This window comes from Streptomyces sp. ICC1 (assembly GCF_003287935.1).
Classification (GTDB): Bacteria; Actinomycetota; Actinomycetes; order Streptomycetales; family Streptomycetaceae; genus Streptomyces; species Streptomyces tritrimontium.
Map to the genome: position 1 here is coordinate 2482263 of NZ_CP030287.1, position 25068 is coordinate 2507330.

20 protein-coding genes and 1 pseudogene are annotated in these 25068 nt (G+C 70.6%); 19 read left to right on the forward strand and 2 right to left on the reverse strand.

The genetic code is table 11. The features are described from left to right. Window positions 1-130 precede the first annotated feature (130 nt). Entirely contained in the window at window positions 131-730 is a 600-nt protein-coding gene (locus tag DRB96_RS11745) for a thymidine kinase (protein ID WP_112448405.1), read from the reverse strand. A 45-nt stretch (window positions 731-775) separates the two neighbouring features. Between DRB96_RS11745 and DRB96_RS11750 the strand changes: the two genes are divergently transcribed. Next, complete coding sequence (locus tag DRB96_RS11750) at window positions 776-2464, forward strand: recombinase family protein (protein WP_112448406.1); 1689 nt, start codon at window positions 776-778, stop codon at window positions 2462-2464. Window positions 2465-3206: 742 nt separating this feature from the next. On the opposite strand, the pseudogene DRB96_RS44480 reads toward DRB96_RS11750, so the two are convergent. After that, a pseudogene (locus DRB96_RS44480) lies at window positions 3207-3428 on the reverse strand (helix-turn-helix transcriptional regulator); the annotation flags it as partial. A 605-nt stretch (window positions 3429-4033) separates the two neighbouring features. Between DRB96_RS44480 and DRB96_RS11760 the strand changes: the two are divergent. The 18 genes from DRB96_RS11760 (at window position 4034) to glyA (ending at window position 25051) form a co-directional block, all read left to right on the forward strand. Further along, the gene (locus tag DRB96_RS11760) at window positions 4034-4954 is read left to right on the forward strand and encodes a hypothetical protein (protein WP_112448407.1); all 921 of its coding nucleotides are present in this window, start codon (window positions 4034-4036) and stop codon (window positions 4952-4954) included. After that, window positions 4951-5649 (forward strand): ATP-binding protein, encoded by a 699-nt coding sequence (locus DRB96_RS11765; RefSeq protein WP_112448408.1) that lies wholly within the window; start codon window positions 4951-4953, stop codon window positions 5647-5649. The genes DRB96_RS11760 and DRB96_RS11765 overlap by 4 nt, the downstream gene beginning before the upstream one ends. Before the next feature lie 849 nt (window positions 5650-6498). Then, window positions 6499-7059, forward strand: coding sequence for a plasmid mobilization relaxosome protein MobC (gene mobC, locus DRB96_RS11770; protein WP_112448409.1), 561 nt, complete (start codon window positions 6499-6501; stop codon window positions 7057-7059). Beyond that, window positions 7056-8753, forward strand: a complete 1698-nt coding sequence (locus DRB96_RS11775) for a relaxase/mobilization nuclease domain-containing protein (protein WP_239517721.1) — start codon at window positions 7056-7058, stop codon at window positions 8751-8753. Before mobC ends, DRB96_RS11775 begins: the two co-directional genes overlap by 4 nt. Continuing rightward, window positions 8645-9115 carry a response regulator gene (locus DRB96_RS11780; RefSeq protein ID WP_112448410.1) on the forward strand — a complete coding sequence of 157 codons (471 nt, stop codon included), beginning with the start codon at window positions 8645-8647 and terminating at the stop codon, window positions 9113-9115. Before DRB96_RS11775 ends, DRB96_RS11780 begins: the two co-directional genes overlap by 109 nt. A gap of 118 nt (window positions 9116-9233) precedes the next feature. Beyond that, window positions 9234-10220, forward strand: a complete 987-nt coding sequence (gene nrtL / locus DRB96_RS11785; RefSeq protein WP_112448411.1) for an ArgS-related anticodon-binding protein NrtL — start codon at window positions 9234-9236, stop codon at window positions 10218-10220. A 61-nt stretch (window positions 10221-10281) separates the two neighbouring features. Next, window positions 10282-11673 carry a diaminopimelate decarboxylase gene (gene lysA / locus DRB96_RS11790; protein WP_112448412.1) on the forward strand — a complete coding sequence of 464 codons (1392 nt, stop codon included), beginning with the start codon at window positions 10282-10284 and terminating at the stop codon, window positions 11671-11673. 161 nt (window positions 11674-11834) lie between these two features. Beyond that, window positions 11835-13124 (forward strand): homoserine dehydrogenase, encoded by a 1290-nt coding sequence (locus DRB96_RS11795; protein WP_112453353.1) that lies wholly within the window; start codon window positions 11835-11837, stop codon window positions 13122-13124. 6 nt (window positions 13125-13130) lie between these two features. Continuing rightward, complete coding sequence (thrC, locus tag DRB96_RS11800) at window positions 13131-14201, forward strand: threonine synthase (RefSeq protein WP_112448413.1); 1071 nt, start codon at window positions 13131-13133, stop codon at window positions 14199-14201. A 404-nt stretch (window positions 14202-14605) separates the two neighbouring features. Beyond that, window positions 14606-15532 (forward strand): homoserine kinase, encoded by a 927-nt coding sequence (gene thrB / locus DRB96_RS11810; RefSeq protein ID WP_112448415.1) that lies wholly within the window; start codon window positions 14606-14608, stop codon window positions 15530-15532. A gap of 446 nt (window positions 15533-15978) precedes the next feature. Then, entirely contained in the window at window positions 15979-18135 is a 2157-nt protein-coding gene (rho, locus tag DRB96_RS11815; RefSeq protein WP_112448416.1) for a transcription termination factor Rho, read from the forward strand. A 301-nt stretch (window positions 18136-18436) separates the two neighbouring features. Further along, window positions 18437-19540, forward strand: a complete 1104-nt coding sequence (locus DRB96_RS11820) for an LCP family protein (protein WP_112448417.1) — start codon at window positions 18437-18439, stop codon at window positions 19538-19540. Window positions 19541-19958: 418 nt separating this feature from the next. Further along, window positions 19959-20174: a 50S ribosomal protein L31 gene (rpmE, locus tag DRB96_RS11825; protein WP_112448418.1), complete on the forward strand. Its 216-nt coding sequence runs from the start codon at window positions 19959-19961 to the stop codon at window positions 20172-20174. Between the two features lie 111 nt (window positions 20175-20285). Next, window positions 20286-21365, forward strand: a complete 1080-nt coding sequence (gene prfA, locus DRB96_RS11830) for a peptide chain release factor 1 (RefSeq protein WP_112448419.1) — start codon at window positions 20286-20288, stop codon at window positions 21363-21365. A 79-nt stretch (window positions 21366-21444) separates the two neighbouring features. Beyond that, window positions 21445-22290 (forward strand): peptide chain release factor N(5)-glutamine methyltransferase, encoded by an 846-nt coding sequence (gene prmC, locus DRB96_RS11835; RefSeq protein WP_112448420.1) that lies wholly within the window; start codon window positions 21445-21447, stop codon window positions 22288-22290. A 73-nt stretch (window positions 22291-22363) separates the two neighbouring features. Then, the gene (locus DRB96_RS11840; protein ID WP_112448421.1) at window positions 22364-23011 is read left to right on the forward strand and encodes an L-threonylcarbamoyladenylate synthase; all 648 of its coding nucleotides are present in this window, start codon (window positions 22364-22366) and stop codon (window positions 23009-23011) included. Next, entirely contained in the window at window positions 23008-23643 is a 636-nt protein-coding gene (locus tag DRB96_RS11845) for a protein-tyrosine-phosphatase (RefSeq protein ID WP_112448422.1), read from the forward strand. Before DRB96_RS11840 ends, DRB96_RS11845 begins: the two co-directional genes overlap by 4 nt. Before the next feature lie 172 nt (window positions 23644-23815). Beyond that, on the forward strand, window positions 23816-25051 hold the full coding sequence (gene glyA / locus DRB96_RS11850) for a serine hydroxymethyltransferase (RefSeq protein ID WP_112448423.1): 1236 nt from the start codon (window positions 23816-23818) through the stop codon (window positions 25049-25051). Window positions 25052-25068: the final 17 nt, after the last annotated feature.

Here is a 25068-nt window from a genome sequence, read left to right on the forward strand (position 1 = left end):
GTAGGTCGGCCACGGAGGATGAGCAGGTGACGGAAGGAACGCATGCCTTCCAAGCGCGTGACCGCTGGTCCGAGGTGTGCCAGGAGTGTACCTTCCCGGAAAACGGCCACACCGGGCACAGGGATCCCGGTCAGGCGTGGTTGACCGGGAGGACGTCCGGGGAGAGGGCGCCCGCGTGGGCCGTGGCGCTCGTCATCAGCTTGCGGTGGTGGCGGCGGCAGAGGACCTCATAACCGATCTCCTCCGCGGGGCGGTTCACGTCACCGACGACGACCTGGGCGCCCTCGACGACCATTTCGCCGCCCACCGTGCGGGCGTTGTGGGTGGCGCGGGCTCCGCACCAGCACAGGGCCTCGACCTGGAGCTGTTCGAGGCGGTCCGCCAGCTCGATCAGGCGCTGGGAGCCGGGGAAGAGCTTGGTGCGGAAGTCCGTGGTGATGCCGAAGGCGAACACGTCGAGGCCGAGGTCGTCGACGATCCTGGCCAGCTGGTCGATCTGGTCCGGGGCGAGGAACTGCGCCTCGTCCACGATCACGTAGTCCGCCTTGCCGCCCTTCGACAACTGAGCCACCAGGTACGCGTACAGGTCCATGCCCTCCGGCGCCTCCACCGCCTCCGTCACCAAACCGAGGCGGGACGAGAGCTTCCCCTCCCCCGCCCGGTCGTCGCGCGTGAAGATCACGCCCTGCAGGCCCCGCGCATCACGGTTGTGGGCGATCTGGAGCGCCAGTGTCTTCTTTCTTGACCATCCACCAACTCACGCTAGGGTCATCCCATGACACTGCGCGTCCTGGGTTCCCTGCGGCTCTCCGTCGACACCGACGATTCCACGGCGATACCCCGCCAGAAGGAGCACGTACAGCATTGGGTGGAGGCGCCGGGGCGGGACGCTCGAATCGTCGCCTGGGCAACGGACACCGACGTGTCCGGCGGACTCCACCCCTTCAAGCGCCCCGACCTCGGCAAGTGGTTCGACGATGAACACAAGGGCCTCTGGGATGCGCTCTGCGTCATGAAGATCGACCGGCTGAGTCGCCGGGTCGCCCACTTCAGCGAGATCGTCCAGTGGTGCCAGGAGAACGGCAAGATCATCGTGTCGACCCAGGAGGGGATCGACATGTCCACCCCCATGGGCAAGATGTTCGCCCAGATCCTCGCCGTCTTCGCCGAGGGAGAGTTGGACACGATCCGATCCCGGGCACTCGACGCCGTGCAGACCCGCCTCGCCTCCGGCATGTGGGTGGCTGGCCTCCCGCCCTTCGGCTACGAGATCGTCCAGGTGGGCAAGGGCAAGGGGAAGCGACTCGAAGCACTCCCCCACTACATGGAGCTCGCCCAAGAGATCGCGAAGAAGATCCTGGACGGCGAGAGCCTGCGCTCCATCTCTAAGGACCTCGCCACCCGGGGCGAGCCCACGTGGCTCTCGCGGATCCAGCCCAACAGCAAGCGGGCGCAGGAGAGCCAATGGTCGAACTCCTCGATCCGGGGCATGATGCTCAACCCCAAGATCGCCGGGCTCTACACCTACAAGGGTGAGATCGTCGAGGACGACGCCGGCAATCCGCGCATGATCGCGGACACTCCCCTTCTTGACCTTGCCACATGGAACAAGGTGGTCCTGAAACTGGCGGACAACCGCGCCTTCGGGCCCAAGGTGACCAAGAGCCAGGCCATGCTGGTCGGAGTGGCCTCGTGCGGCTCCTGTGGCGGCCCGCTGACGAAGGCCGTCTTCACCAACCGAAAGCCCGCCAAGGGGGACCGCCCGGCGAAGGAGTGGCACTACTCCCGGTACAAGTGCAGCCGGCACAAGGTCCAGGGGACCTGTGAGAGCGCCGCGGCCGTGGACTCGGCGGAGCTCGAAGGCGAACTCACCAAGGTGTTCCTGGAGCACATGGGACATCTCCCCGAGGCACGGGAGGTGGCAGCCGATCTGTACGACCCGTCCAGCGACATCACGGCCACGCAGGCGCGCCTGGACCGGCTGAAGGCCGACTTCGGGGCGGGAAAGTACGACGCCCCGGAGAAGGAAGAGGTCTACTGGTCGCTGCTCAACTCGCAGTCCGCGAAGCTGTCGCGGCTTCGCACCCAGCTCGCCGAGTACGAAGAGCAGCGCGGGAAGTTCGCTCTGACAGGCCGCACCTTCGCGGACATCTGGAACTCGCGGGACGACGAGGGCAAGCAGCTCTTCCTCCGAGAACATCGGGTGGCCGTCAAGGTCTACCGCGATCCGATCCCCGGCAAGCCGTTCGGGTTCATGGTTCAGCTGGGCGACGTCCGGCGGATGGCCAAGGCCGTGCACGTCGAGCTGACCGACGATGTCGCCCACGGGGTCGTCACCCACAATCTGCCGACGCAGCAGCACGTGGCGAGCCAGCAACTGGATGAGCGGCAGCTCCAGATCGGGCTGGACGTCATCGATGCCATCGAAGCATCGCTGCGACTCGCCGGGGAGTCGCCGGCGTAGAGAAGCGTGGCGCACGAACGAACAGCAGCCCCCGCGAGTGCGGGGGCTCCTGTTCGTTTTCGAGTGGCGGCGACAGACCACGGCTAGGCTCCGGCTGGGTGGCTGTCCTCCCGCTCCAGCCGCAGACGGTTGATCTCACGGTTGAGGTACCGGCGCGCCCTGCTCAGATCACGCATTGCGTCCCCGGTCCCTTGGCCTTTCGAAGCGACGTACTTCACGACGGTGTTGCGACGGCAGTCGGTCTCCTCGATCACTTCAAACCCGCTCGGCCGCCACGGGGATCCACCGGTGGGATGCGTAGCCCTCGGGGCGTCGGGTCCGTCGTGCGTAGTCCACGAGGAAGAGTCGCGTCCTACATCACCCTCCAGTCGCGCAAGCACTCGCTCTCGGGGCGCCCGTCCCTTCTGGCCCCGGGCGTGGAAGGTGAGACGTGAGGCGAGCAGGTCGGTGCAGGGCTTCGCGACGGTGGGTCTGATGGCAGTACCGCGGGAGGGGGACGTCAAACTTTCTCCTTCGGCAGGGGCATGGAGGCGCCGGGCAAGCGGCTGGCGGACCGCGAGACACCAGGCGGAACAGGTGAGGACCTTCGGCAGGCAGAGCCAGCGGCCAACTGGCTTCGCGGGCGCCGTAGGAGCGGGGAAGCGAGTGGGAGAACCCCCGGGGAGGGCGCCGAGGCGGAGGAAGCCGCGCGGCACCGCCCGAGGGGTGCTGCTACAAGACCGCAGCGGGGATCGGGGCGAACGGAGACCCAGAGAGCGACGGCGACGGCAACGAGGTCGTCGACGTCGCAGCGGCGCCGGACGCATTCGATGCGGGACAGCGTCGTGGTCGACATGGGGCGGCCGAGCACGGTGACACGGCCAGCGAGCTCGCGCTGGGCGAGGCCGCGAGCGGTACGCGTGCGCTCGATGGCGCCGACAGTCCGTACTCGCGCAGGAGCGGATTCCGTGGGGTGTTTGGGCATGCGTCTGTTGTAACTCTGAATCCCCGGTTTGGGTGACCGGGGATCGTGGGGTATAAAGCCCCGCTGTCGCCTTTCGCGCAGGACTGAATAGGAGTCCAAAACTTTGCAGAGGAAGTTGCCAGTCGACAGCTTCCAGGCAATTTCGGACATCCGACACCATGCACCCAGACGGGTCGGCTGGATGGGCTGCCATGCGCCTGACGTGGGAAGCGGCGGAAACATAGACGGCGCTAGAGCCAGAGGTCAAGGCCTTCGCGGTGCGATCTTTCCCGCTCCGTATTCGACACCGGCTTTTTGGTCAACCGGGGATCCGGCCCTACCGTTATGACATTCCCCGTGCACCATTTCAACTGGTGCTGCTTCGTAACCGGAATCGCTGGACTTGCCCGAATCTGGTGTGGCTATGTTGGTCACGGCCCGGTTCGGGAATTGATGGCCCGATGCAAATGCACTGCGGACCTCCAAGCCCCCACCGAACTGCTGCTCCCTGCTGGACGATCGAGAGGAACATCTGTGCCCCACCGCACGGCCCAAGTGGCCGTCCGCGCCCCCCTGCCAGTCCGCAGGACCTCGCCCACCTACAGCGCGAAGGCGGGGCGATAGGCATGGCGCGCATCCGCACCATCAAGCCGGAGGCGTTCATCTCGGAGTCGCTCGCCGCGGTCAGCATCGCCGCCGAGCGGACCTTCTTCGGCCTGCTCACCCAGGCCGACGACCACGGGCACTTCCGCGACCAGGCCGCCGTCATCGCCGGCGCCTTGTGGTCCCTGCGGCCCGAGCACGGCGCACTGGAGGTCGAGGACGACCTCAACCAGCTCGACATGGCAGGGCTCGTCTGCCGGTACGAGGGCCCCGATGGCAAGCGGTACCTGCACATCGTCACCTTCTCCAAGCACCAGAAGGTGAACCGGCCCAGCGGTGTCCGCCACCCGGCGTGCCCGCACCACGACGGCGGCCAGGCCCCGGCGGTTTCACTGCCGCCACACGGAGGGCTCCGTGAGGAGGCCGTGCGGGCTCACGCACCCCTCGCCGAGCCCTCGCCGCAACGGCGCGAGCCCTCACCGAGTCACGTATCCGCAGGTCAGACCGGGTTCAGTGACCCCTCCCGGAGCATGCTGGGAGGACTCCTGGAGGCTGCCGTGAGTCCTCATGGTCCGGATCTAGGACCTAGGAACGTGGATCTAGGATCAACTCCGTTGGGGGGCGCGAGCGCCCCACCACCCGACACTGTCTCCCCCGCCCAACTCGTCGCCGAGTACGCCGCCGCGTGCACCAACCGGCCGCCCGCCGCCGTACTGGGCCAACTCGGCAAGGCCGTCGGCAAGCTCCTCGCCGAGCCCATCGACCCCGCCCACATCCGCGCCGGGCTGGTCCGGCTTCGGGAGAAGGCCCTGCACCCGAGTGTGCTGCCCAGCCTGGTCAACGAGGCGATGAACCCGCCACAGCGGCGTCCCAATGGCCACCAGGCCCACCGGCCTTACGCCAACCCCGCCGACGCCGAAGCCGCCTACGGAGGTGCCCTGTGACGACAGCGACCCGTGAACCCCAGCGTGCCGGGCTCCTGGCGGCCCGCCTGAACGCGATCCTCGCCGCAAAGGGCATCGATCCCGACGCGGCCCCCGCCCAGCCCGTAGCGGATCCGGTGACTGCGCTGGAGCTGGCCGACCGGCGGATCCCTCCCCGCTACCGGGAGGCCACCGCCACGGACCCCGCCGTGCGCGCCTGGGCCGAGAGGGTCGCAGGCATGGGCAGTGTGGGCCCCGGCGGCACACGGGGCATCTCGTACGGGCCTTCTCTGCTGATCGCCGGCCCCACCGGCAGCGGCAAGACCCACCAGGCCTACGGAGCCGTCCGCTCGCTCCTCGGCGCAGGCGTCCGGCTCCGCTGGCAGGCGGTGACCTCCGCCGACCTGCACGCCCAGTTCCGCCCGCGCCCCAACCACGACCCCGAGCGGGAGATCCAGGAACTCGGCCGATGCCCGCTGCTGATCCTGGACGACCTCGGCGCGGCCAAGCAGTCCGAGTGGACCGAGGAGCTGACGTACCGGCTGATCAACCGCCGCTACACCGAGATGCTTCCGACGCTGATCACCACCAACCTCCCCACCGCGGAGCTGCGCAGCGCGGTCGGGGACCGCGTCGCCTCCCGCCTCGCCGAGATGACCACCCGCGTCATCCTGACCGGCCCTGACCGCCGCCGCACACCCCCGCCGGCCGCCTGACGACTACGGTCCCCCATCCGCCACGGTCCCGGTGACCCTTGGGGACCGTCCTATCGCGACGTTTCGGTCCCACCGGAGCGGGACCGTCCCCAAATCCACACCTCGGTCCCGCCGAGGGGACCGTCCCCAGACGATCGGGGACGGTCCCGGACCGCCCGGCGACGGGGACCATCCCCGAACGGCGAAGGACATGGGGACGGTCCCCATATCGGGGTGGGGACCGTCCCCACATTGGGACCGTCCCGGAACGCTTTCCGCAGGTCAGATGGCCTATGGGTGACTCGGACCCAATTGCCCGCCCGACATCCCCAGATGGTGGGGACCGTCGGGATGGTCCCCACCATCTGGGGACCGTCCCATGTCCGATCGGGGACCGTGAGGTCATCGGATTCCGGGACCGGAGGGGACCGGTCCCCCACCGCGTCCACGGGGACGGTCCCCGGTCCGGTCCCCGAGCCTTCTCCCGCGGTCCCCCATTTCCTTCCGGTCCCAGTTCGGGACGGTCCCCGATTCCCCTGGTCCCGGTGGTCCGCGGCGGCCCGGTCCCCGAAGGGCTGCGGGGACCGGGCCCCGCACGCCTCGCCCGGGGGACCAGCCAGCCGCTCACGCCACGCCCCGGTACGCGCCTGCCCCGAGACCGCGAGGCGACCACCCCACTCACCTCACCCCGCAGGAGAACGACCCATGACACCGGCCCCGCAGCACAACGACGACACACCCTCACCGCCTTCGAAGTCATCTACGCTGATGGACCATTGGCGGCGCGCGTTCGGAATGACGGCCCCTGGCGGAGCCAGTAGTACCCCGAGTCCGACTCAAGGCCGGTCTTCGGGGATCTCCGCCCCGGGGGTGGCGGAGACGGCCCAGCGCCAGGGGGCGCCGGACCGTGAAGTCGGGTCCGAGGGCGGACCCGACCAGGACACGCTCCACGCCGTCCAGCGCGAGATCCTCCACGCCGAACGCAGCGCCGAGCCCACCGCTGGCGAGCCGACGGTGAAGAGCGTCCAGCCCACGATCCGCCGCTTCACCGGCAACAAGCGCGGCGACCGCGTCGGCCCCCTGCGCTTCACCGACAACGAACGCCCCCGCCTCCAGGAGGCCGCCGCCGAGCACGGCTACAAAGGCGAATCCGGCTTCGCCGCCGACATCGTCCTGGCCTTCATCAACGGCCGGTTCACCGCCAACCTGCCCCTATCCGAGGACCGGCGCCGCACGCACGTCTTCCGTGCCCAGGTCCTGCGCCAGTGCAACCGCATCGGCGTCAACATCAACCAGATCGCCCGCGCCCTGAACAGCGATCTCACCCCGCCCGACATACGCCAGCGTCTCGACGAGCTCCACGACCTGCTCACGGTGATCGCCGAAACCTTGCGGGAGCCCGCCAACCCGCAGGAGGTCCGACAGTCGTGATCGCGGCCATCAAGCCCTCCGGCGCCAACACCCGCGGACTGCTCGCCTACCTCTATGGCCCCGGCCGGCACGACGAGCACACCGACCCGCACATCGTGGCCGGCTTCGCCATGCTCGCCATGCCCGACCCCGGCCGCGACGAGAAAGCCACCCTCACCCAGCTCGCCCGCTACCTCGACGAACCCGTCCGGCTCCGCAACAGCGAGTTCGGCAAGAAGATCACCGACCACGTCTGGCACTGCCCCGTCCGCGCAGCCCCCGAAGACCGCCACCTCTCCGACGCCGAGTGGGGCGAGATCGCCCAGCGCATCGTCGCCGCGGCCGGCATCGCCCCCGAAGGCGACGACCTGGCCTGCCGCTGGATTGCCGTACGCCACGCCGACGACCACATCCACATCCTCACCACCACCGTCCGCGAGGACGGCCGCCGCCCCAAGCTTCACGACAGCGGCATTCGCGTCGGCGACGCCTGCCGGCAGATCGAGGAGGACTACGGCCTGCGCCGCCTGAAGAAGGGCGACCGCACCGGCACCCGCGCCCCCACCCAGGCCGAGATGCACAAGGCCCAGCGCCTCGGCTGGGAGCAGACGAGCCGCGAATGGCTCCAGGCCCGTATCCGCGCCGCCATCCCCCACGCCCGCACGGCCGAGGAGCTCCTCGCCTACCTCGAAGCCGACGGCATCGCGGTCAAGGCCCGGCGCGGCCCCTCCGGAGACCTCCTCGGCTACGCCACCGGGCGTCCCGGCGACCTCAACAAGGACGGCGAACAGGTCTTCCACCCCGGCGGGAAGATCGCCCCCGACCTCACCCTCCCCAAACTCCGTGACCGCCTCGAAGCCGGCCAGCCGGAAGAACACCCCACCGCCCGCCGCGACCAGCCCACCACCGCCTGGCACCAGGCCACCGAAGCCCTCGACACCTTCCGCACCGACCTCACCGACGACCGCCACGCCCAGGCACACATCACCGCCCTCGGTGAACTCCTCGAAGCCACCGCCCAGAACGCCCCGACCCCTCTCCGCACCGAACTCCAGGCTGCTTCAAGGGCGTTCGCACGCGCCCAACGCTCTCAGATCCGGGCGGAAGACCGCGCCGCCCACGCCATCCGCTACGCGGCCCGCGACATCGTCCACACCGCCACCGGCCCCGACGGCAGCGCCCTCGCCGCCCTCATCGCAGCCCTCCTATGGGCCGGGATCATCGCCGGCCGCTGGCACGAGGCCAAGGGCCACGCCCACCAGGCCGACGCCGCCCGCCAAGCCCTCCACCACCTGCAGGCAGCCGCCGAGCAAGCCCTAACCCCCACGCTCGTCGTACTCGAACAGCGTCAGCCGAGGGAGGAAACCCGCCGCGCCCTCGCCCACGACGTACGCGCCGCCGTCCCCGACCAAGCCGACCGGATCCTCACCGACCCCAGCTGGCCCGCACTCGCCGCCCTCCTCGCCGACGCGGAGGCCCGAGGCCACCAACCCCATCAGCTCCTGAAGGAGGCCGCAGCCCAGCGCGAACTCGGCACAGCCCGCCAACCCGCCCGCGTCCTGATCACCCGCCTCCAACACACCAGACGCAACCCGAGGGGGTGGAAGTGGCAAAAACCCGGACGCGGGGGCCGGGGCCGACCTACTCTCGAGTTGTGTCGGGCGCCTCGGGCCGGGTGCTTGTTGTCGATGACAACAAGGTCATCCGGCAGCTGATCAGGGTCAATCTCGAGCTGGAGGGCTTCGAGGTCGTGACCGCGAACGATGGTGTCGAGTGCCTGGACGTGGTGCACCACGTGCAGCCCGATGTGATCACTCTTGATGTGGTCATGCCCCGTCTGGACGGTTTCGGGGCGGCCGCGCAGTTGCGGGCCGATCCCCGGACGCGGCACCTGCCCGTTGCGATCGTGAGCGCCTGCACGCAGTACGAGGTCGAGGCCGGGATCGCCGCAGGCGTGGACGCCTTCCTCGCCAAGCCCTTCGAACCCGCCGAGCTGGTGCGCGTCGTGCGCCGGCTCATCGAGCGGCGGGACCGGAGGGAGCGGAAAGGGGCTCCCGCCGGGAGGGGGAGGGGCTGATCGGCCGCGTCCGTGGTGGGCGCATCCTTGACCCCTCTGTTCACAGGTCTGTTCGCGGGGCTGTTCACATGGCGAAACCGTTCGCGTGACCTGGGGGCTTCTCGCCTAGGCTGAGCACGTGACCCCCGCTGACCTCTCCCGTGTCGTCGTGCGCGCCCTGCGCTGCGCCGTCGAGGACGGGGAGCTGCCCGACGGGGTGGTCGTGCCCGAGCGGGTCGTCGTCGAGCGGACCAGGCCCGGGGGAGTGGGGGATTACGCGTCCCCCGTTGCTTTCGGAGTGGCCAAGAGCGGTGGAGTCGCGCCCCGTGGAGTGGCCGAGGTGCTGGCCCCCCGGCTGGCGGGACTGCCCGGGATCGACCGCGTCGAGATCACCGGCGCCGGGTTCCTGAACTTCCTACTCGCCGCTGCTCCCGTCCGGGAGTTCGTGCGGAGTGTTCGCGCGGACGGCGAGCGGTACGGGTTCGCCCCCGGTGCTCCCCCCGCGCTGGACGTGGCCATGCCCACGTCCGCCGGTCGCTCCCGTGCGGACGTCGTGCGGCTCGCCGTGCTGCGGATCGAGCTCAGCCAGGGGCGGGAGGCGACCCCCGGCGGATCCGTCGCACCCGTCGCCAAGCGGGACGGGGATGTCGTCTCCGTCTACGGGGCCGGCGCCGCCGCCTGGGCGATGCTCTGCGTTCCCGCGCAGGAGACCCCCGTCTTTCCCGCGTCGCTCCTCGTACAGGACGAGTCCAGCGAGTTCTTCCGCGTACGGTACGCCCGCGACCGCGCCCGCGCGCTGACCCGCAATGCCCGGCAGCTCGGGTTCGACGCGCTGCCCGGCGAGCCCGGCGACGGTGCCGAAGCCCTGCTCGGGGCCCTCGCCGACCACCCCCTCGTGCTCGAGGCCGCCGCGCACCACCGTGCGCCCGAGCGGCTCGTCCGGCAGCTCGTCGTGCTCGCCGACGCCCTGCTCGACTTCCAGTACGGCGTCCTGCCCAAGGGCGACGAGAAACCCTCGGCCGCCCACCGCGCCCGGCTGGCCCTTGCCGAAGCCGCCGGGACGGTGCTGGCCGGCGGCCTGGCCCTGCTCGGCATAGACGCGATAGACGCGCCCGACCACCTGTGATGCGGATGTAGGGGACGAATGCCGTCCGTACCGTCCGGATGATTGCGAAGAGAGAGTTTCGATGAGCCGTTCCGCCCACCCCGCCGGGCCCCGCCACGCCGATGTCATGCCCGAGGGCCACTACTCCCCGCCGCCCGCCGACCTCAACGCCCTCGACGAGAAGATCTGGGCGCGGACGGTCAGCCGGAACGACGACGGAGTCGTGACCGTGGGCGGGATCGAAGTCACCAAGCTCGCCGAGGAGTTCGGGACGCCCGCCTACTTCCTCGACGAGGAGGACTTCCGCGCCCGCTGCCGTGCCTGGGCGCACGCCTTCGGGCCGGACGCCGACGTGTTCTACGCCGGCAAGGCGTTCCTCTCCAAGGCCGTCGTGAAGTGGCTGAAGGAGGAGGGGCTCAACCTCGACGTCTGCTCCGGCGGGGAGCTCGCCACCGCGCTGGCCGCCGGGATGCCCGCCGGCCGGATCGCCTTCCACGGCAACAACAAGTCCACCGCCGAGATCACCCGCGCCATCGAGGCCGGCGTCGGCCGCATCGTGCTGGACTCCTTCCAGGAGATCGCCCGCGTCGCGCACATCGCCCGCGAGCACGGCGTGCGCCAGCCCGTGCAGATCCGGGTGACGGTCGGCGTCGAGGCGCACACCCACGAGTTCATCGCCACCGCGCACGAGGACCAGAAGTTCGGGATCGCCGTCGCCGACGGGTCCGCCGCCGAGGCCGTACGGCGCGCGCTCGGGCACGACAGCCTGGAGCTGCTCGGCGTCCACTCGCACATCGGCTCGCAGATCTTCGACATGGCGGGCTTCGAGGTCTCCGCGAAGCGGGTCGTGCGGCTGCTGGCCGCCGTGCGCGACGAGCACGGGGTGGAACTGCCCGAGATCGACCTCGGCGGCGGACTGGGCATCGCCTACACCTCCGGCGACGACCCCCGCGAGCCGCACGAGATCGCCAAGGCCCTGCACGAGATCGTCGCCCGCGAGTGCGAGGCGTCCGGCCTGCGCGCCCCGCGGATCTCCGTCGAGCCCGGACGGGCCATCGTCGGCCCGACCGCCTTCACCCTCTACGAGGTCGGGACGATCAAGCCGCTCGAGGGACTGCGGACGTACGTCTCCGTCGACGGGGGCATGTCCGACAACATCCGCACCGCCCTCTACGACGCGGAGTACTCCGTCATCCTCGTCTCGCGCACGTCCGACGCCGAGCCCGTGCTCGTGCGCGTCGTCGGCAAGCACTGCGAGAGCGGCGACATCGTCGTCAAGGACGCGTTCCTGCCCGCCGACCTCGCCCCCGGGGACCTCCTCGCGGTCCCGGCCACCGGCGCCTACTGCCGCTCGATGGCCAGCAACTACAACCACGCGCTCCGTCCGCCCGTCGTCGCCGTGCGCGACGGCGCGGCCCGTGTCATCGTCCGTCGGGAGACGGAGGAGGATCTCCTGCGTCTCGACCTCGGATGATCCGCATTCTTCTGGGGGAAGCCCCCCAGACCTCCAAATAGGTGTCTCACTCAATGGACCGAGGGTGGAAACTGTTGTCCATTGAGTGAGACTGGTTCACACCTGGGATGCAAACCGCTCACCAGGTACTGATGTGAAGATCGAAAGGCGTAGGTCGAATGATGCGTACGCGTCCGCTGAAGGTGGCGCTGCTGGGCTGTGGAGTGGTCGGCTCAGAGGTGGCTCGCATCATGACGACGCACGCCGACGATCTGACAGCCAGGATCGGCGCGCCCGTCGAGCTCGCCGGCGTGGCTGTGCGCCGTCCCTCCAAGGTGCGCGAGGGCATCGACCCGGCCCTCATCACCACCGATGCGACGGCGCTGCTCAAACGCGGTGACATCGACATCGCCATCGAGGTCATTGGCGGCATCGAGCCGGCCCGCACCCTGATCACCACCGCCTTCGAGCACGGCATCTCCGTCGTCTCGGCGAACAAGGCGCTGCTCGCGCAGGACGGCGCCGCGCTGCACGCCGCCGCCGAGCGGCACGGGCTGGACCTGTACTACGAGGCCGCCGTCGCCGGCGCGATCCCGCTGGTCCGCCCGATGCGCGAGTCCCTCGCGGGCGACAAGATCAACCGGGTGATGGGCATCGTCAACGGCACGACGAACTTCATCCTCGACAAGATGGACTCCACCGGCGCCGGGTACCAGGAGGCCCTCGACGAGGCCACCGCCCTCGGGTACGCCGAGGCCGACCCCACCGCCGATGTCGAGGGCTACGACGCCGCCGCCAAGGCCGCGATCCTGGCCGGCATCGCCTTCCACACCCGGGTGCGCCTCGACGACGTCTACCGTGAGGGCATGACCGAGGTCAGTGCCGCGGACTTCGCGTCCGCCAAGCGCATGGGCTGCACCATCAAGCTCCTCGCCATCCTGGAGCGCGCCGCCGACGGCGAGTCCGTCACCGCGCGCGTCCACCCGGCGATGATCCCGCTGACCCACCCGCTGGCTTCCGTCCGGGAGGCGTACAACGCCGTCTTCGTCGAGGCGGAGGCCGCCGGGCGGCTCATGTTCTACGGGCCCGGCGCGGGCGGTTCTCCGACCGCGTCGGCGGTCCTGGGCGACCTCGTCGCCGTCTGCCGCAACAAGCTCGCCGAGGCAAAGGGGCCGGGCGAGTCGGCGTACACCCAGCTGCCGGTCAGCCCCATGGGGGATGTCGTCACCCGCTACCACATCAGCCTCGATGTGGCGGACAAGCCGGGCGTCCTCGCCCAGGTGGCGACCACCTTCGCGGAGCACGGTGTCTCGATCGACACCGTCCGACAGCAGGGAAAGGACGGCGAGGCCTCCCTCGTCGTCGTCACTCACCGCGCACCCGACGCCGCCCTCTCCGGGACCGTCGAGGCGCTGCGGAAGCTGGACACCGTCCGCGGTGTCGCCAGCATCATGCGTGTTGAAGGGGAGTAAGGGCCCATGAGCAGCAATCGCACCCACCAGTGGCGCGGCATCATCGAGGAGTACCGGGACCGCCTGCCGGTCACGGACAAGACCCCGGTGGTCACGCTCCGCGAGGGCGGCACTCCCCTCGTCCCCGCGCAGGTGCTCTCCGAGCGCACCGGCTGCGAGGTACACCTCAAGGTCGAGGGGGCCAACCCCACCGGGTCCTTCAAGGACCGCGGCATGACCATGGCGATCACCAAGGCCAAGGAGGACGGCGCCAAGGCCGTCATCTGCGCCTCCACGGGCAACACCTCGGCCTCCGCCGCCGCCTACGCGGTGCGCGCCGGGATGGTCTGCGCCGTCCTCGTGCCCCGCGGCAAGATCGCGCTGGGCAAGATGGGCCAGGCGCTCGTGCACGGCGCCAAGATCCTCCAGGTCGACGGGAACTTCGACGACTGCCTGGACCTGGCCCGCTCGCTGTCCGACAACTACCCGGTGGCGCTGGTCAATTCCGTCAACCCGGTACGCATCGAGGGCCAGAAGACGGCCGCGTTCGAGATCGTTGACGCGCTCGGCGACGCCCCCGACATCCACGTGCTGCCCGTCGGCAACGCCGGCAACATCACCGCGTACTGGAAGGGCTTCAAGGAGTACAAGGCCGACGGCCTGGCCTCCCGTACGCCCCGCGTGTGGGGTTTCCAGGCCTCGGGTTCGGCGCCCATCGTGCGCGGCGAGATCGTCAAGGAGCCGCACACCATCGCCACCGCGATCCGCATCGGCAACCCGGCCTCGTGGGACTACGCCCTGCAGGCCCGGGACGAGTCGGGCGGCTTCATCGACGAGGTGACGGACCGCCAGATCCTGGCCGCCTACCGCCTGTTGGCGGCCCAGGAGGGGGTCTTCGTCGAGCCGGCGTCGGCCGCTTCCGTGGCCGGCCTGCTCAAGGCCGCCGAGCTCGGTCTGGTCGACCCCGGCCAGAAGATCGTCTGCACCGTCACCGGCAACGGCCTGAAGGACCCCGACTGGGCGGTCGCCGGCGCTCCGCAGCCGATCACCATTCCGGTGGACGCCGAGGCCGCCGCCGTGCGCCTCGGTCTCGTCTGACCGGAAAGCGCGAAAGCGGCCGAAGCAACCGAAACGCCCGCAGTATCCGAAGTATCCGAAACACCCGCAGTATCCGTAACACCCGCAGTATCCGCAGTGGTCGAGTGGCCGGATTCCGGAAGTCTTTCGAAGGCTGAGGAATCCGGCAACTCGGGCCGTACAGCACCAAAATCCCCGCGCGAACCCGGTGTGACCGACGGGAGCCCACGACACGCATCGTGCGCCTGCTGTGCGCCCTATGTCGGATGAGAACCTTCCTTCGATACGCTGTACTTACATCCGCCGCCGCGCATATGACCGCGGTGCTGCCCACGGGGCCTTCGGGTGTCGTACGTTCTCCAGTACATTCGCAGCGAGCCAGCGAAGATCTCGTCTCGCACAGTCACAAGGAGTGTCATCGGACGATGGCCGGTCCAGCTTTCCGCGCCGCCGCCGTACGGGTGCGCGTCCCCGCCAGCAGTGCCAACCTCGGCCCGGGCTTCGACGCCTTCGGCCTGGCCCTGGGGCTCTACGACGACGTCGTCGTCCGCGTGGCCGATTCCGGCCTGAACATCGACATCGCGGGTGAAGGTGCCGAGACCCTCCCGCGGGACGAGAGCCACCTCCTCGTACGTTCCATGCGCACCGCCTTCGACCTGCTGGGCGGCCAGCCGCGCGGCCTCGAGGTCGTCTGCGCCAACCGCATCCCGCACGGCCGCGGCCTCGGCTCCTCCTCCGCCGCCATCTGCGCGGGGATCGTCGCCGCCCGCGCCGTGACCATAGGCGGAGAGGCCAAGCTCGACGACGTGGCGCTCCTCGAGCTCGCCACCGAGATCGAGGGCCACCCCGACAACGTCGCCGCCTGTCTGCTCGGCGGCTTCACCCTCGCGTGGATGGACGGCGGCAGCGCCAAGGCGATCCGTATGGAGCCCGCCGATTCCATCGTTCCGGTGGTCTTCGTCCCCTCCAAGGCGGTCCTGACGGAGACCGCGCGCGGCCTGCTGCCGCGCACCGTCCCGCACGTGGACGCCGCCGTCAACGCGGGCCGCGCGGGTCTGCTCGTGGAGGCCCTGACCAGGCGTCCCGAGTTCCTGCTGCCGGCCACCGAGGACCGCCTCCACCAGGAGTACCGTTCCCCGGCGATGCCCGAGAGCGTGGCGCTCGTGGCCCGGCTGCGGGCGGACGGCATTCCCGCTGTGATCTCCGGCGCGGGCCCCACGGTCCTCGCGCTGGTCGACAACGGCGCGGCCGACAAGGTCGCGCGGCTCGCGGGCGAGGGGTGGGCGGCCAACCGCCTCGCACTCGACGCCGCGGGCGCGAGCGTACTTCCGCTGGGCACCCAGGGCGGCTGAAGAGTGCTGTAGGACATGCCGGCCAGGGGCGGGCGGCCGGGGCAGGCCGCCCGCACGGAAGGGCTCGATCGCCGGTGATGGAGAGGGGGAATGTCTGTTGGATCCGGTAGTGTTAATCTCAAGTGCGCATCCGAAGCCGCCATGGCTTGGTGCTCAGTGTCCCTATCAGGGACCACCTTTCTTCCGGGAGCCTCCCCGACTGCTTTGACCACTGCCAGCAGTTTCGAGCAACGCTCCGGAATCGGCGTGACATTCCCACGCTTCCAGCTCGGGGGCTTCTCGCCGGAACCACCCACGTACATGCACGTTTCTCTCCGCCGCATTTCTGCCGGCGGACCACCGCCCCGGCTGCGGCCCATGCCTCATCGAGTCACGGACTGCCGTCGGACAGCACAACCGGTCGCCGAGCCAGACAGGCCGACGTCCGCTCCAGGGAAGGACCCTTCGTGAGCGACACCACCGATCTGATGGGCGCTGCCGACACCAATGTCGACACCAGTGCCCCCGCCGCGGGCGCCGCGACCAAGCGTCGCCGCTCCGGCACCGGCCTTGATGGCATGGTCCTGGCCGAGCTGCAGCAGGTCGCGTCGGGCCTCGGCATCAGGGGCACCGCGCGGATGCGCAAGGGCCAGCTGATCGAGGTCATCAAGGAGGCGCAGGCGGGCAGCAGTGCCCCCAAGGCCGCGGCCTCCGCCGCCGCTGCCGCGCCCGCCGACACCGCCGAGGCCAAGCCGAAGCGCCGTGCCACCAGCAAGGCCCGTACGGGCGAGACCGCCGCCCCGGCGCCCGCCGAGAAGACCGCCGCACCGGCGCAGATCGACATCCCGGGCCAGCCGGCCAGCGAGGACGCCCCGGTCGGCGAGCGTCGCCGCCGCCGTGCCACCGCCCCCTCCGGCAGCCCCGAGGGTTCGGCCCCCGCGGCCGTGCAGGTCGAGCAGAAGACCGAGACCGCCCCGGCCGCGCAGACCGAGGCCAAGGCCGAAGCGGCCACGGCCGTCTCCGGCCAGGCCGCTCAGGCGCAGGACGGCGAAGGCCGCGGCCGGCGCGACCGCCGTGAGCGCGGCAACGACCGTGCCGAGCGCGGCGAGCGCGGCGAGCGCCAGGGCCGCCGTGACCGCGGTGCCAAGGCCGACGACCAGGGCCAGGGCGCCCAGGGTCAGAGCCAGGGCGGTCAGAGCCAGGGCGGTCAGGGCCAGGGCGGCCAGGGCCAGGGCGGTCAGGGCCAGCAGGGCGGCCGCCAGGACCGGACCGACCGTCAGGACCGCCAGCAGGGCGGCCGCGGTCAGGGCCAGGGCGGCCAGGGTCAGCAGGGCGGCCGTCAGGACCGGGACCGTCAGGACAACGGCCCGCAGGACGACTTCGACGAGGACGGCCGTCGCGGCCGTCGCGGCCGCTACCGCGACCGCCGTGGCCGTCGCGGGCGCGACGAGTTCGCCCCGGTCGAGACTCCGGTCGCCGACGACGACGTCCTGATCCCCGTCGCGGGCATCCTCGACATCCTCGACAACTACGCGTTCATCCGGACTTCGGGCTACCTGCCCGGCCCGAACGACGTGTACGTCTCCCTCGCCCAGGTCCGCAAGGCCGGTCTGCGCAAGGGCGACCACACCACCGGTGCGGTCCGCCAGCCCAAGGACGGCGAGCGCCGCGAGAAGTTCAACGCGCTCGTGCGTCTGGACTCCGTCAACGGCATGGCGCCCGAATCCGGCCGCGGTCGCCCGGAGTTCCAGAAGCTGACCCCGCTCTACCCGCAGGACCGGCTCCGTCTGGAGACCGACCCGGGCGTGCTGACCACCCGCATCATCGACCTCGTGTCGCCGATCGGTAAGGGCCAGCGCGGTCTGATCGTGGCTCCGCCGAAGACCGGTAAGACCATGATCATGCAGGCGATCGCCAACGCGATCACGGTCAACAACCCCGAGTGCCACCTGATGGTCGTCCTGGTCGACGAGCGTCCGGAAGAGGTCACCGACATGCAGCGGTCGGTGAAGGGCGAGGTCATCTCCTCGACCTTCGACCGCCCGGCCGAGGACCACACCACCGTCGCCGAGCTGGCCATCGAGCGCGCCAAGCGTCTCGTCGAGCTCGGCCACGACGTGGTCGTCCTGCTGGACTCCATCACCCGCCTGGGACGCGCGTACAACCTCGCCGCCCCCGCCTCCGGCCGCATCCTGTCCGGTGGTGTCGACTCGACCGCGCTCTACCCGCCGAAGCGCTTCTTCGGTGCCGCGCGCAACATCGAGGACGGCGGCTCGCTGACCATCCTGGCCACCGCGCTGGTCGACACCGGCTCGCGCATGGACGAGGTGATCTTCGAGGAGTTCAAGGGCACCGGCAACATGGAGCTCAAGCTCGACCGGAAGCTCGCCGACAAGCGCATCTTCCCGGCCGTGGACGTGGACCCCTCGGGCACCCGCAAGGAGGAGATCCTCCTCAACAGCGAGGAGCTCGCCATCGTCTGGAAGCTGCGCCGGGTGCTGCACGCGCTCGACTCGCAGCAGGCCATCGAGCTGCTCCTCGACAAGATGAAGCAGACGAAGTCGAACGCCGAGTTCCTCATGCAGATCGCGAAGACGACCCCGTCGGGCAAGAACGACGACTGACGTCGCCTCGTGGCACCTGCCTGACGCCGCGTTCGCACACCACGACCGCCCCCGCCGCACTCGCGGCGGGGGCGGTCGTGGTGTGCGCCACACTCCGCACCCGGCGCAGCCGCCCGCGCCGCCTCGCGCCCGCAGGGGAAACCGCAGGTAAGGCGGGACTTGCGCGGTGTTCATCCCGGCAGGTCCCATTCTTCGGATTGGTTCCGGTACGCCATGGACCGTGGAACCCTTGAGGACTTCCGCCCGTCTGTGTCAGAGGGACCGGGGACACCGAACCGAGGACGGGCAGGCAGAGGAGAGCATGAGCCAAGACAGTACGGGCCGGGGCCGCAGGGCCGCCGCGGGCCGGCGCCGACGCAAGCCGGCCACCCGCCGCAGGGCCGTCGTCATCGCCGCGTGGGCGGCAGCGGGCGTCCTCCTGCTCGGCGGGGCGGGGCTCGGCTACTTCTACTTCAAGCTCAACGGCAACCTGAAGACCGTCGACATCGACGCCGCGCTCGGCAAGGACCGCCCGCAGAACGTGAACAACGGCTCGATGGACATCCTCGTCCTCGGATCCGACTCCCGCGGCGGCGACAACGCCGAGTACGGCCAGGACGACGGCGGCTCCGCCCGCTCCGACACCGCGATGATCGTCCACCTCAACGAGGGCCACACCAAGGCCGGCGTCATATCGATACCCCGCGACACCCTGGTGACCCGGCCCGCCTGCAAGGCGGCGGACGGCAAGACGGACCCGGGCGGCATCCGGAAGATGTTCAACGAGTCGTTCACCGTCGGCGGGGCCGCCTGCACGGTCGCGACCGTGGAGAAGATGTCGGGGATCCGCATGGACCACTACCTCGAGGTCGACTTCACCGGCTTCAAGAAGATCATCGACAACCTCGGCGGCGTCGAGGTGACGACCACCAAGCCGATCAAGGACCCGTACAGCCACCTCGATCTGGCGGCCGGCACCAACAGGCTGGACGGAGAGCAGGCCCTCGGCCTGGTCCGCACCCGCCACGGCGTGGGCGACGGCGGCGACCTCGGCCGAATACAGCTCCAGCAGGCCTTCATCAAGGCCCTGATCAAGCAGGTCAAGGGCATCGGCGTCTTCGACAACCCGAAGCGGCTGCTCGACCTCGCCGACACCGCCACCAAGGCGCTCACCACCGACAAGGCGCTGGGCGACGTGAAGTCCCTCATGGGCTTCGCCCAGGGCCTCCAGGGCATCGGCCCGGAGAACATGCAGATGATCACCCTGCCGGTGACCGGGGACACCCGCGACCCCAACCGCGTCGTACCGCTCACCGCGGAGTCCAAGATGGTCTGGGACGCCCTGCTGGCCGACCGGGACATCCCCGCCGAGGCCACGGCGAACTCGGCCGGCGACAAGGGCACGGCCGGTTCCGTCGTCCGCTAGTGCTGTGACCGGGAAGGTTTGCCGGGTCGCGGTGTCCGGTGCGGTGCATCTCCCCCAGCTACCGCCGGGAGGGGCCCCCGGGCGGAGGACCACGCCTCGTACTGGACGTACCGGTGTGGTCCGACAACGCGGCGAGGTGCCGTGCCGGGCGCCGCGACCCGGCGGACCTTTCCGGTCACAGCACTAGTGCTGTGCCCGCGCGCACGCACCGTAGGCCCCGGCCACGCACCGGCAGACCGCCTGCTCAGGCGGGTTCCGGCGGGCCGAGGAATAGACGGCGGCCCCCCTCCGTTGAGGGAGGCGTCCTCAGAATTTTGACAGGCAGCCCGGTCCTGGCAGACTGGTCTGTCGGCCCCGGTTCACGCAGCGCGCAATTCGGCTCCTGCGACCCGGCGCCCTCCCGAATCTAGGAGACACCTTGAAGCGCGATGTTCACCCCCAGTACGTCGAGACCCAGGTCAGCTGCACCTGTGGCGCGTCGTTCACCACCCGTAGCACCCTGACCGAGGGCTCCATCCGAGCCGAGGTCTGCTCCGAGTGCCACCCGTTCTACACGGGCAAGCAGAAGATCCTCGACACCGGTGGCCGTGTGGCCCGCTTCGAGGCCCGCTTCGGCAAGGCTGCACAGAAGTAGCGAGCCTCCGGCGCCGGATCCCGGCTGCACCCTGTTGCTACGGGGGCAGCCGGACCGGCGCCTTTCGCGTCCCGCAGCCCTTTTCTTCACTTTCACCATCAGGAGCCCCCGATGTTCGAGGCGGTCGAGGAACTGATCGGCGAGCACGCCGATCTTGAGAAGAAGCTCGCCGACCCTTCGGTCCACTCGGATCAGGCCAACGCGCGCAAGCTCAACAAGCGCTACGCGGAGCTGACTCCGATCGTCGCGACCTTCCGTGCCTGGAAGCAGTCCGCCGAGGACATCGAGACGGCGAAGGAGTACGCGGCCGTCGACCCGGACTTCGTGGCGGAGGTCAAGGAACTGAGCGCCCAGCGCGAAGAGCTCACCGAGAAGCTCCGCCTGCTGCTCGTCCCGCGCGACCCCAGCGACGACAAGGACGTGCTCCTCGAGGTCAAGGCGGGCGCGGGCGGCGACGAGTCGGCCCTGTTCGCCGGCGACCTGCTGCGCATGTACCTGCGCTACGCCGAGCGCGTGGGCTGGAAGACCGAGATCATCGACGCCACCGAGTCCGAGCTCGGCGGCTACAAGGACGTCCAGGTCTCCGTCCGCACCAAGGGCGGCAACGGCGCGACCGAGCCCGGCCAGGGCGTCTGGGCCCGCCTGAAGTACGAGGGCGGCGTGCACCGCGTCCAGCGCGTTCCGGCCACCGAGTCCCAGGGCCGCATCCACACCTCCGCCGCCGGCGTGCTCGTCACCCCGGAAGCCGAGGAGGTGGAGGTCGAGGTCAACATGAACGACCTCCGCATCGACGTGTACCGCTCCTCGGGCCCCGGCGGCCAGTCCGTCAACACCACCGACTCGGCCGTGCGCATCACGCACCTGCCGACCGGCGTGGTCGCCTCCTGCCAGAACGAGAAGAGCCAGCTCCAGAACAAGGAGCAGGCGATGCGCATCCTGCGCTCGCGCCTGCTGGCCGCAGCGCAGGAAGCCGCCGAGCAGGAGGCCTCCGACGTGCGCCGCAGCCAGGTGCGCTCCGTGGACCGCTCCGAGAAGATCCGTACGTACAACTACCCGGAAAACCGGATCTCGGACCACCGGACCGGCTTCAAGGCGTACAACTTGGACCAGGTGCTCGACGGGGACCTCGATTCGGTCATCCAGGCCTGTGTCGACACGGACTCCGCCGCCAAGCTCGCGTCCGCGCGCTGAGTCCCTCCGCAGCATCCCCGCACGACCCCGCGGGACCCCCCGCACCACCCCCCGTACGACAGCAGCCCGGAGGACCAGCGTGAACTTGCTGCTTGCCGAGGTGGCCCAGGCCACCCAGCGGCTGGCCGCCGCCGGCGTGCCCTCACCGCGCTTCGACGCGGAGGAGCTCGCGGCCTACGTGCACGGCGTCAAGCGGGGGGAACTGCACCACGTCAAGGACGCGGACTTCGACGCCCGCTACTGGGAGGCCGTCGCCCGCCGCGAGGCGCGCGAGCCGCTCCAGCACATCACCGGCCGCGCCTTCTTCCGCTATCTGGAGCTCCAGGTCGGGCCCGGGGTCTTCGTGCCCCGGCCCGAGACCGAGTCGGTCGTGGACTGGGCCATACAGGCCGTCCGGGCGATGGACGTCGTCGAACCGCTGATCGTGGACCTGTGCACCGGGTCGGGCGCCATCGCGCTCGCCATGGCGCAGGAGGTCCCGCGCTCGCGCGTGCACGCCGTCGAGCTGTCCGAGGACGCCCTGCGGTGGACCCGCAAGAACGCCGAGGGCTCCCGGGTCAACGTCCACCAGGGCAACGCGCTCAGCGCCCTGCCCGAGCTGGACGGGCAGGTCGACCTGGTCATCTCCAACCCGCCGTACATCCCGCTCACCGAGTGGGAGTACGTCGCCCCCGAGGCCCGGGACCACGACCCCGAGATGGCGCTGTTCTCCGGCGAGGACGGCCTCGACACCATCCGCGGGATCGAGCGCACGGCCCACCGCCTGCTGCGGCCCGGCGGCATCGTCGTCATCGAGCACGCCGACACCCAGGGCGGCCAGGTCCCGTGGATCTTCGCCGAGGAGCGGGGCTGGGCCGACGCCGCCGACCACCCCGACCTCAACAACCGCCCGCGCTTCGCGACCGCCCGCAAGGCCATGCCGTGACCGGCGCTGCTTTGACCGGCGCAGCCCGCGCGAGGATTCCCGCCACCCCCCTGCTGCACGAGGAGGCCCGCTGATGGCCCGGCGATACGACTGCAACGACGCGACGGACCGCAAGACGGGCCTGCGCGAAGCCGCGTCCGCCGTGCGCCGCGGCGAGCTCGTCGTGCTGCCCACCGACACCCTGTACGGGATCGGCGCGGACGCCTTCAGCGCGGAGGCCGTCGGCGACCTGCTCGCCGCCAAGGGGCGCGGCCGCAACATGCCCACCCCCGTGCTCATCGGCTCCCCGAACACCCTGCACGGCCTGGTCACGGACTTCTCCGAGCAGGCGTGGGAGCTCGTCGACGCCTTCTGGCCGGGTGCGCTGACGCTCGTCGCCAAGCACCAGCCCTCGCTGGCGTGGGACCTGGGGGAGACCGGCGGGACCGTGGCCGTACGCATGCCCCTGCACCCCGTCGCGATCGAGCTGCTGACCGAGGTCGGCCCGATGGCGGTGTCCTCGGCGAACCTGACCGGGCACCCGGCGCCGGAGGACTGCGACGCCGCGCGCGAGATGCTGGGCGACTCCGTGTCCGTGTACCTGGACGGCGGGCCGACCCCGGGCATCCAGCCGTCGTCGATCGTCGACGTCACCGGGAAGGTTCCCGTCCTGCTGCGCGAGGGCGCGCTGACCGCCGAGCAGCTGCGGGAGGTCGTACCCGACCTCGAGGTGGCCCCGTGAGCCCTGAGGGGCGTGGCATAGCCGGGGGAACCGACACCTTCCGCATACTCCACGTCAGCACCGGCAACGTGTGCCGCTCGCCCATCACCGAGCGGTTGACGCGGCATGCGCTGTCGCACCGGCTCGGCGCGCCCGTCACGGGTGACCTGATCGTGGAGAGCGCGGGCACCTGGGGCCACGAGGGCGCGCCCATGGAGGCCAACGCGGCCGCCGTGCTGGCGGACTTCGGGGCGGACGCGTCGGGGTTCACCGGGCGGGAGCTGCTGGACGAGCACGTCATCCGGGCGGACCTGGTGCTGACCGCCACGCGCGACCACCGTGCGCAGGTCATCTCGATGGGGCACTCGGCGGGACTGCGGACCTTCACGCTGAAGGAGTTCACCCGGCTGGTCCGGGCGATAGACCCGGCGACGCTGCCGCCGCTGGACGAGGGCATGGTGGAGCGGGCGCGGGCGCTGGTACGGGCCGCCGCCGCGCTGCGCGGGTGGCTGCTGGCGCCGTCCCCGGACGCGGACGAGGTGTACGACCCGTACGGGGCGCCGATCACCTTCTTCCGCTCGATCGGCGACGAGATCAACCAGGCGCTGGACCCGGTGGTCACGGCCCTGACGGGCGTCACCGCCTCCCGCTGAGCCGCGCCGCCGCTGCCGGGGCCGCCGCCCCCGAACCCCCGCTCCCCGAACGCCGCGGTGGCCGGATCCGGCCGCTGCCGCCCGCGGAGCTCCGGCGGACTTCGCGCCGCGATGCGCGATGCGCGGGCTCGGCCTACAGTGGCTGGTACCCGGTACCCCCTGGAGTCGTGCCATGAGCGTCATCACCGAGCCCACGGACCTGCTGCGGCAGCAGGACCCGCAGATGGCGGACGTGCTCGCCGGAGAGGCGCAGCGCCAGGCGGGGTCCCTGCAGCTGATCGCCGCCGAGAACTTCACCTCGACCGCCGTGCTCACCGCGCTCGGGTCGGCGCTCGCCAACAAGTACGCCGAGGGCTATCCCGGCGCCCGCCACCACGGCGGCTGCGAGTACGCGGACCTCGCCGAGCGGATCGCCGTCGAGCGGGCCAGCGCCCTCTTCGGGGCCGAGCACGCCAACGTGCAGCCGCACTCCGGATCGGCCGCCGTGCTGGCGGCCTACGCCGCCCTGCTGCGGCCCGGGGACACCGTGCTGGCCATGGGGCTGCCCTCCGGGGGACACCTCACCCACGGGTCGCCCGCGAACTTCTCCGGGCGCTGGTTCGACTTCGTCGGCTACGGCGTCGACGCCGGGACCGGGCTCATCGACTACCTCCAGGTGCAGGAGCTCGCGCACACGCACCGGCCCAAGGCCATCGTGTGCGGGTCCATCTCCTACCCGAGGCATCCCGAGTACTCCGTCTTCCGGGAGATCGCCGACGAGGTCGGCGCCTTCCTCATCGCCGACGCAGCCCACCCCATCGGTCTCGTGGCCGGCGGGGCCGCGCCCAGCCCCGTGCCCTACGCCGACGTCGTCTGCGCCACCACGCACAAGGTGCTCCGGGGCCCGCGCGGCGGGATGATCCTGTGCGGGGCCGAGTTCGCGGAGCGGATCGACCGGGCGGTGTTCCCCTTCACCCAGGGCGGTGCCCAGATGCACACCATCGCCGCCAAGGCGGTGGCCTTCGGCGAGGCGGCGGGTCCGGCCTTCACCTCGTACGCGCACCGGGTGGTCGCCAACGCCCGGACCCTGGCCGACGCGCTCGCCGCCCGCGGCTTCGCGATCACGACCGGCGGGACGGACACGCACCTGATCACCGCGGACCCCGCGCCGCTGGGCCTCGACGGCCCCACCGCCCGGGGCCGGCTCGCCGCCTCCGGGATCGTGCTGGACACCTGCGCCCTTCCGTACGGGGACCAGCGCGGGATCCGCCTCGGCACCGCGGCAGTGACCACGCAGGGCATGGGCGGGCCGCAGATGGTCCGGATCGCGGAGCTGTTCACGGCCGCGCTGGCCGGCGGGGAGCCCGCGAAGATCCGCAGGGAAGTCAACGAGCTGGTGATCGGTTTTCCACCGTATGGGGTTCAATAGGGACAAGGAGGATGTAC

What these genes read in the sequence shown, in the direction of transcription:
- glyA (WP_112448423.1), top strand. Translation starts at nt 23,816, where the DNA reads ATGAGCGTCATCACCGAGCCCACGGACCTGCTGCGGCAGCAGGACCCG.
- lysA (WP_112448412.1), top strand. Translation starts at nt 10,282, where the DNA reads ATGAGCCGTTCCGCCCACCCCGCCGGGCCCCGCCACGCCGATGTCATG.
- DRB96_RS11760 (WP_112448407.1), top strand. Translation starts at nt 4,034, where the DNA reads ATGGCGCGCATCCGCACCATCAAGCCGGAGGCGTTCATCTCGGAGTCG.
- DRB96_RS11840 (WP_112448421.1), top strand. Translation starts at nt 22,364, where the DNA reads ATGGCCCGGCGATACGACTGCAACGACGCGACGGACCGCAAGACGGGC.
- DRB96_RS11750 (WP_112448406.1), top strand. Translation starts at nt 776, where the DNA reads ATGACACTGCGCGTCCTGGGTTCCCTGCGGCTCTCCGTCGACACCGAC.
- DRB96_RS11795 (WP_112453353.1), top strand. Translation starts at nt 11,835, where the DNA reads ATGCGTACGCGTCCGCTGAAGGTGGCGCTGCTGGGCTGTGGAGTGGTC.
- prfA (WP_112448419.1), top strand. Translation starts at nt 20,286, where the DNA reads ATGTTCGAGGCGGTCGAGGAACTGATCGGCGAGCACGCCGATCTTGAG.
- DRB96_RS11820 (WP_112448417.1), top strand. Translation starts at nt 18,437, where the DNA reads ATGAGCCAAGACAGTACGGGCCGGGGCCGCAGGGCCGCCGCGGGCCGG.
- thrC (WP_112448413.1), top strand. Translation starts at nt 13,131, where the DNA reads ATGAGCAGCAATCGCACCCACCAGTGGCGCGGCATCATCGAGGAGTAC.
- thrB (WP_112448415.1), top strand. Translation starts at nt 14,606, where the DNA reads ATGGCCGGTCCAGCTTTCCGCGCCGCCGCCGTACGGGTGCGCGTCCCC.